At 64.0% G+C, this 12967-nt stretch carries 9 protein-coding genes and 4 pseudogenes; 9 read left to right on the top strand and 4 right to left on the bottom strand.

From position 1 onward, the window contains the following. The 3 genes and pseudogenes from ATO4_RS26180 to ATO4_RS26170 form a co-directional block, all read right to left on the bottom strand. Positions 1 to 274 (bottom strand): annotated as a pseudogene (locus tag ATO4_RS26180) (haloacid dehalogenase type II); the annotation flags it as partial. Positions 275 to 365: 91 nt separating this feature from the next. Next, the gene (gene dinB, locus ATO4_RS26175) at positions 366 to 1460 is read right to left on the bottom strand and encodes a DNA polymerase IV (RefSeq protein WP_210191150.1); all 1095 of its coding nucleotides are present in this window, start codon (positions 1458 to 1460) and stop codon (positions 366 to 368) included. Between the two features lie 234 nt (positions 1461 to 1694). Then, the gene (locus tag ATO4_RS26170) at positions 1695 to 1928 is read right to left on the bottom strand and encodes a hypothetical protein (RefSeq protein ID WP_083595033.1); all 234 of its coding nucleotides are present in this window, start codon (positions 1926 to 1928) and stop codon (positions 1695 to 1697) included. A 411-nt stretch (positions 1929 to 2339) separates the two neighbouring features. On the opposite strand from ATO4_RS26170, the gene ATO4_RS26165 reads away from it, so the two are divergent. From ATO4_RS26165 to ATO4_RS26145, 3 genes and pseudogenes are all read left to right on the top strand, one after another. Continuing rightward, positions 2340 to 3896 (top strand): ISL3 family transposase, encoded by a 1557-nt coding sequence (locus ATO4_RS26165; protein WP_083595032.1) that lies wholly within the window; start codon positions 2340 to 2342, stop codon positions 3894 to 3896. Between the two features lie 1071 nt (positions 3897 to 4967). Continuing rightward, positions 4968 to 5171 (top strand): annotated as a pseudogene (locus tag ATO4_RS26150) (IS3 family transposase); the annotation flags it as partial. A 310-nt stretch (positions 5172 to 5481) separates the two neighbouring features. Continuing rightward, positions 5482 to 6456: a GSCFA domain-containing protein gene (locus ATO4_RS26145; protein WP_176223187.1), complete on the top strand. Its 975-nt coding sequence runs from the start codon at positions 5482 to 5484 to the stop codon at positions 6454 to 6456. 455 nt (positions 6457 to 6911) lie between these two features. Here ATO4_RS26145 and ATO4_RS28580 read toward each other — a convergent pair. Then, positions 6912 to 7267 (bottom strand): annotated as a pseudogene (locus tag ATO4_RS28580) (integrase core domain-containing protein); the annotation flags it as partial. A gap of 58 nt (positions 7268 to 7325) precedes the next feature. Here ATO4_RS28580 and ATO4_RS26135 point away from each other — a divergent pair. The 6 genes and pseudogenes from ATO4_RS26135 to ATO4_RS26110 form a co-directional block, all read left to right on the top strand. Then, positions 7326 to 7728 (top strand): annotated as a pseudogene (locus tag ATO4_RS26135) (transposase); the annotation flags it as partial. Between the two features lie 531 nt (positions 7729 to 8259). Further along, positions 8260 to 8589 carry an STAS domain-containing protein gene (locus tag ATO4_RS26130; RefSeq protein WP_083595025.1) on the top strand — a complete coding sequence of 110 codons (330 nt, stop codon included), beginning with the start codon at positions 8260 to 8262 and terminating at the stop codon, positions 8587 to 8589. Positions 8590 to 8722: 133 nt separating this feature from the next. Next, positions 8723 to 9091, top strand: a complete 369-nt coding sequence (locus tag ATO4_RS26125; protein ID WP_083595036.1) for a response regulator — start codon at positions 8723 to 8725, stop codon at positions 9089 to 9091. Continuing rightward, positions 9088 to 11160 carry a chemotaxis protein CheA gene (locus tag ATO4_RS26120; protein WP_083595023.1) on the top strand — a complete coding sequence of 691 codons (2073 nt, stop codon included), beginning with the start codon at positions 9088 to 9090 and terminating at the stop codon, positions 11158 to 11160. Before ATO4_RS26125 ends, ATO4_RS26120 begins: the two co-directional genes overlap by 4 nt. Then, complete coding sequence (locus ATO4_RS26115) at positions 11157 to 11657, top strand: chemotaxis protein CheW (RefSeq protein ID WP_245308934.1); 501 nt, start codon at positions 11157 to 11159, stop codon at positions 11655 to 11657. Before ATO4_RS26120 ends, ATO4_RS26115 begins: the two co-directional genes overlap by 4 nt. Further along, on the top strand, positions 11654 to 12967 hold a 1314-nt coding region (locus tag ATO4_RS26110), incomplete at its 3' end, for a methyl-accepting chemotaxis protein (protein WP_139802715.1). The genes ATO4_RS26115 and ATO4_RS26110, both read left to right, overlap by 4 nt.

The following is a 12967-nucleotide window of genomic DNA, read 5'->3' as shown; positions in this document are numbered from 1 at the left end:
GGACGTCTACTCCGTGGCGCGCGAGCACCGTCTCCAGATTCTCGCGGTTGAGGACGTCGAGCTTCACCCACGCACGCTCACCCGAGCGCACGCGCTCCATGGCGGGCTGGTAAAGCGCGCGCCACTCGTCGGCGAAGATAGGTGGATCCACCCGAACACCGTGACGCCGAAGGAAGGGCTCGGCCAGGCGCGTGACGCTCGAGCGCCAGTCGACGACCGTGCCAAAGACGTCGAAGCCGAGAAACGCCACCTGATCGAACGGGTCTTCTGCCATCGCGCCCTCTCGGTTGCTTGGCCGTCTCAGTGACGGCCTGCGGGTCATGCAAGGCAGGATCGTCCCCGTGCCGGGTAGCGTCGCCCTTGCATCAGAGAGGCAACGCGAGCTGGACCCTTTCGGTTCGCATCGAAACTTCGGTCGTCAGGCCCGACAATGTCACGCCGAGCAGCCGGACGCCGCGAGGATCCGCCGGAAGCTCGCAGAGCAGCCGGAATGCCGCCCGCTCGATGCACATCCGGGAAGTAACGGGCCGGGGCGAGGAGAGGGCGCGGGTGATCTGCCGGAAGTCGGCGTATCTCACCTTCAGCGTCACCGTCCGGCCGCGCGTTCCCGTCCCCTCGCAATGACGCCAGACCTTGTCGATGATCGGCCCGAGCGCCTCACGCATCGCGTTCTGCGAATGAAGGTCGGCCGAGAAGGTGTTCTCCGCCCCGACCGATTTCCGAATGCGGTTGGCCCGGACCGGACGCTCGTCGATGCCGCGGGAGATGCCGAAGTAGTAGGGGCCGATCTTGCCGAAGTGCTCCCGCAGGAAGGCGAGGGACTGCGCCTTGAGGTCGGCCCCAGTGTGGATGCCGAGGCGCTCCATCTTGGCCGCCGTTGCCGGACCGATGCCGTGGAATCGCCCGACCGGTAGGTTCTCGACGAAGCTCTCGCCCAGCGCCGGCGTGACGACGAAGAGCCCGTCTGGCTTGCGGTGATCGGAGGCGAGCTTGGCGAGGAACTTGTTGTAGGACACGCCGGCGGAGGCGGTCAGGCCCGTCGCTTCGCGGATGCGGCGGCGAATGATCTCCGCGATCACGGTTGCCGACGCAAGGCCCTGCTTGTTGGTCGTGACGTCGAGATAGGCCTCGTCCAGCGAGAGGGGCTCGATGATGTCGGTGTGCTCCGCAAAGATCGCCCGGATCTCTGCCGAGACAGCCTTGTAGACCTCGAAGCGCGGCTTCACGAAGATGAGGTCCGGGCAGCGGCGCTTCGCGGTGACGGAGGGCATGGCCGAGCGCACGCCGAACGCCCGCGCTTCGTAACTCGCCGCTGCGACGACGCCCCGCTCGGCCGAGCCGCCGACCGCAACGGGCTTGCCGCGGAGCGCGGGATCATCCCTCTGCTCCACCGAGGCATAGAAGGCATCCATGTCGACATGGATGATCTTGCGTGGCCGGGCGCATGCGGAGGTGTCCATGACGTCCGCCGTTGCTTCTCCATGCTCAGGTCCCGCCGGGGCGGTCATCTACCTCTCCCTCTGAATGCCGCTCGGGAGCTTCTGCCTTTCAATCCCCTTGCGTTCACCGTCGGCGACAGGGGGCTGCCACTCGAACGTCTCCGCCGGAGAGAGGACATAACAAGAACTGAACCGCAACCCAAGACGCAAGCAGGAGGCTCTTCCGTCAGAACCGATGCCGAGCACGAGGACCAGCTAAGAGTGCACCAGGACGTCCGTTCCTTCCATTTCATCGGCAACGGAGAGCCAACCCGGGAGGAACTGCGCCGAGCGAGGCAGCTTCAGAGCATTGAGGAAGAGCCACTGCACCGGCCGGCCGAACAGGAACTCTTCACGAAGCAAGATATCAATGTCGCGCTTATAGAGGCGCGGCAGCAGGATCTCGGCTCCGGCCAGATCGCTCGCATCGCTGTCATCAGGATCAATCATCCGCGCTCCGACGTGCCGAGGGTGTGCTCTGGCGCTCGGCACCGGATGTCAGAATATCCCGCCGCGCGTAGGACGCCAATCGAATCGGCTGCTAACAGTCTGCTCTGCTTGAACAATTTTGGCGGAGAGGGGGGGCTCCGTCAATTAAGCCAGAATCCCGCATCTCAGGCATCTGCCGCTCCGGCCGCCGAATTATGCGATACACGCCACGATACACGGCACGATACACAGAGCCCAGCCCGTGAAGTGGACGACGTGGCTGATGGATTCCGGTTCAGTCGCAGGCTCCCAACAAAGAAGTTGTTTCCGCTGTTGAGGCCATCAGTGTGTATCGGCGCGGGCTTTCGGGTCTGACTCAGATTTGGTGCAGTTGAGGAGCGAACTGGCGCTTTCCGGGAGGAGATCGCCATCATGCCCACTACCATCTCGCTGTCTTCGCTGATTCCGGCCGGTCTGTCCGTCGAGCAGTTCGAAATCTGCGACGGCATTCTAATGGTGACCGCGCTGGCCAGGAACAGGCAGGCGACCTGCCCATGCTGCTCTTCACCATCGCGGCGGGTTCACAGCCGATATGTCCGTCATGTGATGGACTTGCCGACGAACGGACGATCCATTCGGTTACGGCTGATCACCCGCCGGTTTCGGTGTGACGTTGAGACCTGCCGGCGCAAGATCTTCGCCGAACGCTTCGGCGATGGCATCGTCGCCGAGCGGGCCCGGCGCACCGGCCGGATGGAGTGCATCGTCCATCACCTTGGCCTGGCCCTCGGCGGCCGCCCGGCCGCCAGCTTCGCCAGGCGTTTGATGATGCCGGTCAGCAACGACACGCTGCTGCGCGTGGTCCGCCGTCGGGCAAGGCAGCAAGAGGATTGCTTGAAGACCGTCGGCATCGACGACTTCGCGTTCCGACGGAATCACCGCTACGGCTCGATCGTCTGTGACCTGCAGAGGCGTCGGATCGTAAAGCTCCTGCCGGATCGAGAGGTCGCCACGGTTGCCGCCTGGCTGAGCGATCACCCGGAGATCGAGTTCGTTTCCCGGGATCGCGGTGGCGGTTATCGCGAAGCAGCGGCAAAGGCGCTCCCGAATGCTGTACAGATCGCCGATCGCTGGCATCTGATGGAAAACGCCAGTGCCGCTTTCCTCGACACGGTGAAGAAGTCCATGAAGCCGATCCGCGCCGCTCTCGGTGCGACGATCATCGCCCCGAAGCTGCTGACATCGGCCGAACAGCTCCAGTACGAGGGCTATCTGCGCCGGGAAGAGACCAACGAAACCGTGGCGGCACTTGCCACTGATGGCGTCTCCATCAAGGAAATCGTCCGAAGGACGGGGCGGAGCCGTGGTCTGGTTCGGCAGATCGTCCGCGGCGAGCGGACCGACGTCTTTCGCTGTCGGCAGGGCTCTCTCGATCCGCATCTTCCCTTTCTCGATGCGCAGTGGGAAGCGGGTTGCCGGAATGGTGCCGAGCTCTGGCGCCGCCTGCGAGCCAAATGCTTCGCGGGATCTCTCCGCGTCGTTGGCGAATGGGCGACACGGCGTCGGCGGTCGGACACGATGTCGGCGTCCGAGCTCCGCAGAGTTCCGTCAGCCAGAACCGTTGCGCGCTTGATGACACTGAAGCGGGATCATCTGACCAAGGCGGAGACCGTCACGGTCGCCGCGATCGAGGCCGGCGTTCCGGCACTCGCCGACACAAGAGCCTTGGTCGACCGCTTTCACCTGATGATCCGCAGTCGTGCAGTCGCCGAACTGGAGGCCTGGATTGCCGATGCCGAGATAACCCTGCTCGCATCCTTCGCCCGTGGCATCCAGAAGGACGCAGTCGCTGTCCGACATGCCATCATCGAGCCTTGGTCGAACGGCCAGACCGAAGGTCAGGTGAACAAGCTCAAGCTCGTAAAGCGCCAGATGTACGGGCGCGCCAAGATCGATCTCCTTGAAGCCCGTCTGCTCGGCGCCGCCTGATCGTCATCGAGATTGCGTCAGACCCCCGTTTGGACGCCGATATGGGGTCCCGTTCCAACGCCGTTTGACAGCTGGCGCCCGGAAAGCCCGGCGGCAGCCCTCGGCGAGGTCCGCATTGCGGTTGTAAGCATCTCGATCGATTTCGAAACAGGCGAGCAACGCGAGCGCCCGAAAAACCGGCTCGGAAGCTACCTCGTCCATCAGCAAGCAGGACGTGGTGCGAAACCTGAAAAGCCGAGGATCGGAAATGTCCAAAGAGATCTCGTTCGAGCGGTCGGGTGCGCCCGCAGACCGTCCCCGGAGACTGGCAGCCGAGACCGCCTTCCCGAAGCGCCACCCCTGGCTGCGGCTGTGGCGAGACGTCCTGGCGAAGGCGCGAGACCTCCTTGTTGCGCACAAGGCGCGCCTGCGGATCCGGCGCGACGAGCAGCGGTTGCGCCAGATGTCTGACTTCGAACTTCGCGACATCGGACTGCAGCATCTGCCGGGGGGCCATTTCGGCCGGATCCCGCCGGATCAGTGGACGAGACAGCCCTCCCGCCCGACGGACAGCGGGAGCGGCATGCGCCCATACCCCAGTCATGCCCCCACAGATGGTGTCGAGAGGCGCTAGCAACCCTGTCGAGGGACGGCGGACCTCGCACTTTCGTGCATCGGATCGCGGCGGACACCTCTGCCGACCGGACGTGCCAAAACTCTCGGTCCTGGGGCCCGTGCCGCCCCGGCGTGTGATGCGTCGGCGCATCGCCCCCCGGTTCGACGATCTTCGCAAGGCCGGCTTCGCAAGGCCGGGAAGGTGCCGGCGCCGTTGATTCTCGGCGAAGGCCCCGTCTTGGACGTTAGAGCGGGATGAAAATAGGTTCGCCGTAGCCTGAATTGGCGAAGTGGTTTTTGCATTCGGCTGGCGGGACGTCGGCGATGATTTTTCCAATGGCGTCGCAGAGGTCGTCTCGGTTGCGATTGCGCCGAGATCCGCCGCGTCTTCGAGGCGAACTTCGGCGTCTATGGCGTTCGCAAGGTCTGGCGCCAATTGAAGCGCGAGGGCATCGACGGCGCTCGTTGCACGGACGCCAGACGATCAACGGCCTCTTCAAGACCAAGGTGATCCACCGGTGCGGGCCGTGGCGCAGCTTCGAAGCCGTCGAGTTCGCCACCCTCGAATGGGTCGACTGGTTCAATCATCGCCGGCTGCTCGAGCCGATCGGCAACCTCCCGCCCGCCGAGGCGGAAGCCGCATACTACGCACAGCTTGAGGCGGTCCCGATCGCCGCGTAGGATTCAAGCCGACCGGTCTCCGGGAAAGTCGGGGCGGTTCAGCGGCCATCTTTGTTTGCACACGGATACTCTGCCGCACCAGTCTCGTCCGTCGCTACGTTCGGGGCGGGAGGGGTTTTTTATGGCGAGACAGAGCAATTTGGCTAGCGCGGCCAACGCCACGGACAGAGCCCTGAAAAACAGTGCGGCGCGGCTCGTTCGTCAAGCCCGCCGACTCCTTGCGGGCCGGCGGGCTTTTTTTCTTTTGGACATAGCTTTTTCCCCGCACCTGAATATGCTGCGCCGCAACTTTCGGAGTGGGAGAGGTACCATGAACACGAAGAGCGACGTGGCGAGTGCGGCTGACGCCGTCAAGAGAACTCTGAGAAACAGAGCTGCACGGTTCCCGGACCGAACAGACATTCGAAATCGTGTTTTCCCTGATTGGGTTGAAAAGGGTCGAAGCCATAATATGCTGCAGCCGGCTATCGCGCCGAGCTTCAAGATTCCTCGCGAGTCCAGCGTGTTTACGATCGGCTCTTGTTTCGCGCGGAATGTTGAGAATTATTTGATGGAGGAGGGGGTCAAGGTCCCTGCTTCCGTGTATCGGGTTCCCGAAGGAGAAGTTAGGGGCGGTGTCAACCGCGTGCTGAACCAGTACAATCCCGGTTCCATGGCGCAGGCTGTACACTTTGCCAGTCAGCCGGTACATTATGAAGGCATCATCGAGACGGGCAGTGGATCGGTTGACCTATTGCTGTCGACCGGGACCAACCCTGTTACGCCCGAGAGAGCGAGAGAGCGGCGCGAAGAGATCCATACGCTGTACCGCACCAGTATCGAGCAGGCGGCGACGGTCATCATTACTCTCGGCCTGATCGAAGCTTGGTTCGACCGGGAAACCGGGCTTTGGCTCAATGAGATGACGGTCGGTCATGCTCGAAGTTCCGGCGATCGATATGAATTCCATCAGATCGGCGTCGATGAATGCACCCAGCTTGTATCAAGGATGATCCGCGAGCTGGGTGACAAAAACATCGTTCTAACGGTTTCACCCGTTCCCCTACAAACGACATTTACCGGCCAAGACTGCGTTACCGCCAATGCCGTTTCAAAGGCGACCTTGCGTATCGCGGCAGATCGTGTCTGCAAGCAGTTCTCCAATGTCGACTACTATCCATCTTACGAGATGGTGACTTCACTCGGCGACACCGGGATCGGCAACGACAACGTCCATGTACGAAACTATGTCGTTCAGCACGTCGTCAGATACATGCTGAACCAATATCTTGAACGGACGGACTGAAGACCTCAGCGAATCGACGCCAGCCATTTCAGATCCTCGGTATATTCCTCGTTCCGATCCGACCGGGCGGCACACAGTCGGCTGAGGCATAGTCCGCGCCACGGTGTGCTTGGCGATCCGCCATCGGCGGTGCAGGATGTCTGCGCTGTCCGTCGGACGGACAAGCATCGTGATGGCGCCGGCCAGTAGCTCCAGCTCGCATCGTGGGTCTTGCAAACGGCACTGCCTGCTGGAACACGAGAGCTATTGGCTTGTTTGGGCGAGCTTTGATTGACATGCAGAAGGGAATGGTCATGGCAGCGCTGGCTGCTCGAGTTCTCGGCAACGGGGACGCAGTGAATGTTCACGTCGTTGTGCTCAATGAGCAGAGAGATGGCTCGGTTTGTCTTTGAACAGCCTCGGCGGCTTGACAAGTGGATCGTCTGCCGGGTTTGCGCCGCTGCGAGAATCGGCTGGTTGAAGTAGATCTGGTCGAGCGTTTTTCCTCCCAGCAGTGAATCCGAACGTCGCCCGTTGTAAAAGTCAAGGTATCTGCCGATCGACGCCCGTTCATGGCTGATGGTCTCGTAGGCCCGCAGACAAACCTCCTCGTCTTTGACCGAATTCCAGAGCCGCTCGACGAAGATATTGTCGCGCCAGGCGCCCTTGCCGTCCATGCTGATCTCGATGTCCCTGGCGAGCAGGACTGTCGCAAAGTGGATGCTGTGAACTGCGACCCCTGATCCGTATTGAAGATCTCCGGTCTGCGGAAGCGGGCCAGCGCCTCCTCCACGGCCTCGATGCAAAAGTCGGCCCGCATCGTGATCGAGAGCGGGGCTGTCAGGAATTCCCTGTGAGGACGGGCATAATAGGGCCGAAGGAGAGACCCCATTGCCCGCCGCAAAGAACCCGGTATTTCTGATGCGCTTCTCGACCAGCTTCTGTCTGGCGCCGACCCCAAGACCGCCTTCGATCCGGGCGGCCTGCTTGAGGGGCTGAAGAAGGCGCTCGCCGACTGGGCGCTGAATGCGAGATGGATCATCATCTTGCCGGCGAGAACGCGCCGGGAACGGCCGCAACGGCTACGGCAGAAAGACGGTGACGACGGAGAGCGGCAAGTTCGAACTCGCCATCCCCTGCGACCGGCAGTCGAGCTTCGATCCGCAGCTCATCGCCAAGTATCCGGCCGGCCTCGCCGGCAACGCCATTCCGATCGAGGGACGGATCACCGCCGTCGCCGACGTCTTCGACGCGCTCTGCTCGGAACGCCCCTACAAGCCGGCCTGGCCCGTCGAGAAAGCGTTCGCCGAGATCGTCTCCTGCCGTGGTCGCCACTTCGATCCCGCCTGCGTCGACGCTTTCGTTTCCTGCTGGCAGCAGATCCGCGCTCTCGTCGAGACGGCCGCAAAATCCGAGGTGACGGCGGCGGCGTGACCGTCGCGGCCGGCATCTGCCTCGGCTTCGTACGGCTCTCCCCGACAGGTCCTGGTCGCGGCACTCGCCGGACAAGAGCCTGACGCTGAGTTTCCAGCCGGTTACCGTCGATGGAGGGCCGGCATACCAGGCTCGAGGCGAGCGCGAATGCGGCGCCTTCCTCTGTTGGGCGGGGCATACCAAGAGGCCTTGGAAACGACTCTTGGTTCCTGATCCGGACTGTCGTCAAATGCCTGATTTGGCGTCGAAAATCCGGATGTGTCGAACGAGGGGACGCGTCGGCGTCTTCGCTCGTCGGCAGCAGCAATTCTTCCGACGAATGGTGTTCACGCGTTAGTGAATTCTTGAAACAAAGACCCTAGGGTGAAATTCCAAGGTGGAACAGGCGCCATGAACCAAGCTTATCATGTTGATTCTACGAGTACTCCAAGAGAACTTGAAGTTCTCGAGTTGTCCGGAGAGTGCGGAATTCGCAATGTCGTTGAGATCGCGGCGGCATTCGAGCAACGCCTCGGCGGCGACCTCCGCATCGACGCCCGCGGCCTCGCCTCCGCCGATGTCGCAGTGCTTCAGCTCCTGGTCTCGGCAAGCAAATCTGCTGCCGCCACCGGCCATGACATGTCGATCGACGTCGAGCCAGGGGGTGTCCTGCAGCTTGCCGTCGACCGGGCCGGGCTCGCTCCGATGTTTCGAGACATTCTAAGGTCCAGCGCCGCCTAGCCTCCCGCTTTTCCTCGCCTGCCATCCATTCGCAAGCCGGTTGCCGCCGGCTCGCGGCCGTGTGGGAGGTCCCTCCGCAAGGTCGGTCCGTCGCAGACGACGAACCTCCTCGCTTCTTTCCTTGGAGCTTCTCATGAGCAAGACGATCTTGATGGTCGACGACTCGGCTTCGGTCCGGCAGATGGTCGGCATGACGCTCAAGCAGGCCGGCTACAGCGTCGTCGAGGCGTGCGACGGCCGCGAGGCTTTGCAGAAGGCGACCGCAAGCCGCGTCGACGCCGTCATCACCGACCTCAACATGCCGGGCATGGACGGTCTGTCCTTCATCCGCCAGTACCGGGCGACGCCGGCCAGCAGCGGCGTGCCGATCGTCTTCCTGACCACCGAATCCGACGAGGGTCTGAAGGCGCAGGCCAAGCAGGCGGGCGCCACCGGCTGGATGGTCAAGCCCTTCAAGCCGGATCAGCTCCTGGCGATCATGCGCAAGGTCGTCGGCGCATGAGCGACCTCGATCCCGCAGAGGTCTTCCGCCAGGAAGCCGCCGATCTCATCGAAACGCTGGAACAGGCGCTTCTCGATCTGGAAAAACGACCCGACGACGGCGAACTCGTCGGCCTGGCCTTCCGCGCCCTGCACACGCTGAAGGGCTCCGGAGCCATGTTCGGCTTCACGGCCGTCTCCGAGTTCATCCACGAATTCGAGACGGCCTTCGACCGTGTGCGCAAGGGCGAGGCCGCGGCCGATCGCCGGCTGATCGCCGCTGCCCTCGAAGCGCGGGACCATGTGGCCCGGCTGATCGACGATCCCGACGCGGATCCGGCACGTGGTGCGGCGATCCTCGCCGCGCTGAAGGTCGCCGTCAGCGGCGACGCGCCGGTGATCGAGACCCCGCAGCCGGCGGCGGCCGTCGCGGCTGCATCTCCCCATGCCTCGGCCGGCTGGCACGTGCGCTTCCGCCTGCCCGCCGACGCCCTGACGCTCGGCACCAACCCGCTGCTTCTCCTCGACGAGTTGCGGGCGCTCGGGCCCTGCGATGTCCTGGCCGAAGCCGCCGACGTGCCGACGCTCGACCGGATCGAGCCGCAGCAGTGCTATCTCGCCTGGGACGTGACGCTTCGGGCCCCGGTGCCGCAGGAAGCCGTCGACGACGTCTTCCTGTTCGTGCGCGACGACATGGATCTCCTGATCGAGCCGCTGGCGACCCATGCAACACAGCAGCCAGAACAGCCCGTCGCGGCGACGGTGGTCCCGGCCGCCCTTGCGGCCGCAGCGGGCCGGCAGGACGAAGTCGCCGTGGTGACGCCGCCGGCCAAGGCGGATGCCGTGCCGGCCGGGCACCTGCCCGCGGGCCCGGCGCGCTCCTCGTCCGTCAAGGTCGAGCGCAATGCCACGCTGCGGGTTCCGGCCGAGCGGCTCGACGAGCTGATGGACCGGGTGGGTGAGCTCGTCATCGCCCAGGCCCGGCTCAGCCAGCTGGCCGAAACGATCCACGATCCCGCGCTGGTCAATGTGGCGGAAGAGATCGAGCGGCTGACCTCCAGCCTGCGCGACACCACCATGGGCACCCGCATGGTGCCGATCGGCTCGCTGTTCGGTCGGTTCCGCCGGCTCGTCCACGATCTGTCCGAGGAACTCGGCAAGTCGATCAACTTCGTCACCGAGGGCGAGGACACCGAACTCGACAAGACGGTGATCGAGCAGCTGGCCGATCCGCTCGTCCATCTCATCCGCAATTCGATCGATCATGGCATCGAGAATCCGGAGCGGCGGGCCGAAAGCGGCAAGTCGGCGACGGGGACGCTGCGCCTGGCGGCGAGCCATCGCGGCGCGGAGGTCGCCATCACCGTGTCCGACGACGGCGCGGGATTGAACGGCGAACGCATTCGCCGGCGGGCCGAGGAAGCCGGGCTGCTCGTGCCCGGTCAGCCGATCACCGAAGGCGAACTCAATCGGATGATCTTCCAGCCGGGCTTCTCGACGGCGGCGCAGGTGACGTCGCTGTCCGGACGCGGCGTCGGCATGGACGTCGTCAAGCGGACGATCGATGGCCTGCGCGGCTCGATCGACGTCGACACCCGGCCGGGCAAGGGCTCGACGATGACGTTGCGCCTGCCGTTGACGCTGGCGATCATCGACGGCCTTCTCGTGCGCGTCGGGCAGGATCGCTACACGATCCCGCTCGCCGCCGTCGAGGAATGCCTGGAACTGCCGACGGGCGTCGACGGCGACGCGCGGGGACGCAGCTTCCTGAACCTTCGCGGCGATCTCGTGCCCTTCCTCAAGCTCAGGCAGCTGTTCAACACCGAGGGCCGGCCCGATCCGTTCCAGAAGGTGGTGGTGGTCGCCTCCGATACGACCCGCGTCGGGCTGGTCGTCGACCAGATCATCGGCAACAACCAGACCGTCATCAAGCAGCTTTCCCGGCTGCATTCCGGCCTCAAGACCTTCTCGGGCGCGACGATCCTCGGCGACGGGACCGTCGCCCTCATTCTCGACGTCATGAATCTCGTCGCCTTCGGCCAGAAGCTGGAGGAGCGCCGCCGCGCCGAAACCCTCGGACGGGCAGCATGAGCGACACGCAGGAGACGAAAGGCATGCATGCCCTCACCATCCGGCTCCAGGACGAGATGTTCGCGCTCGAGGCGACGCATGTGCGCGAGATCCTCGACCCGGTCCCGATCACCCGCGTGCCGAATGCCGGCGACTTCGTCGGCGGCCTCATCAACGTGCGCGGCAACGTCGTGCCGCTCGCCGATCTCAGGGTCAGCTTCGGCATGGACCGTCCGCCGCCGGACGCCGACACGCGCATCGTCGTCATGGAGATCGATCTCGACGGCGAGCCCCTGGTCGCCGGAATCCTCGCCGACAAGGTCTATGACGTGACCGACATCACCGCCGCCTCCATTGAGGACGCGCCTCGGGTCGGCATGCGCTGGCCGGCGGAATTCGTGCGCGGCATCGGCCGGCGCGACGACGACTTCGTCATCATCCCAGACATGAACCGCATCATCAGGGCAGAGGGAGACAGAAACTCGTCCCTGACTGCGAACGAAAGGACCGATCGATGAGACTGACCTTGAAGGCCAAGCTGGGTGCGACCTTTGCGGTCATCGTCGCATTGTCCGGCATCAGCATGTTCGTGGCGATTGAGAATCTCGGCAATCTGAACCACTCGATCGAGGGTATCGTGAAGGGCAACGCCGCCCGCACCGAGCTCGCCGCGACGATCAACGCCCGCACGCTGCGCATCGCCCGCGACGAAAAGAACTACATTCTCGCCAATACTCAGGCCGAGTTCGAGCGGTTTCGTGGACAGATCGAGACGGAGGAGGCGGCACTCCGCGAGGAGGTGGCGCAGTTGCGGGAGATGTCGAGCGAGGCAGGCAAGCCGCTCGTCGACAATTTCACCGAGACCTGGAACGGCTTCTTGGCGGAGCACCAGAAGGTCGAGGACCTCGCCGATCTCAACTCGGCCAAGCGGTCGTTGGATAAGGTCGAGGAAGCCGGCGGGCTCGCCGAAGCGGCGCTCGAACCGTATCGTGCGATGGTTCAGCGGCTCGGTGTCGCGGCAACTGCCGGTGACGGCAATGCAGCCGTCTTCCGCGTCTACGAGGCGGCAAACGATCTGGAGGGGACCCTCTCGCAGGTCTCTCTCGATCTGCGCAACGTTCTCCTGACGATGAGCGATCCGGATGCGCAGAAGTCGTATTCGGAAGCCCTCGACGCAAGCATTGCCGAGCTCGGCCGCGAACTCGACGGCGTCGGTGCGCTTCTGCCGGCCGCTGAGAGCCGAGCCTTCGCCACCTTCAGGGATGGCGTGGCCGCGTGGCTGCCGGTCGTCAAGGAAGCGCAGGCGATCGCCATCGAGAATGGCGACTACTACGCCTACGAGCTTGGCAATGGCGCTGCGGCCGTGGTCCGGCAGAAATCGGTCGATGCCCTCAATGCCATCATCGATCTGAACAAGCGCCAGATGGCCGAGGCGAGCGCCGCCGCCGCCGATCTCTACACCTTCTCCCGCAACCTGTTGCTGGGGCTGCTGATCGGTTCGTCCCTGCTGGCCGCCATTGCCGCCACCTGGATCGTCCTCAACATCAGCCGGGCGATCGCCAGCGCTCTCGGACTGGCCCGTTCGGTCGCCGACGGCAATCTCGACGCCACGGCCTCGGTCAAGACCAATGACGAGATCAAGGACCTCATCGACGCCCTCAATGCGATGGTCTCGAAGCTGAAGACCGTCGTCGGCGAGGTGACGGGCGCGGCCCGCAACGTCTCCTCCGGCAGCCAGGAAATGTCCGCCGCCGCCGAGCAGCTGAGCCAGGGCGCAACGGAGCAGGCCTCGTCGACCGAGGAAGCCTCCTCGTCGATGGAAGAGATG

Source organism: Aurantimonas sp. 22II-16-19i (assembly GCF_002088275.1).
Classification (GTDB): domain Bacteria; phylum Pseudomonadota; class Alphaproteobacteria; order Rhizobiales; family Rhizobiaceae; genus Jiella.
Note: the sequence above shows the minus strand (reverse complement) of the source record. Positions and strands in the feature narration are given on the sequence as shown.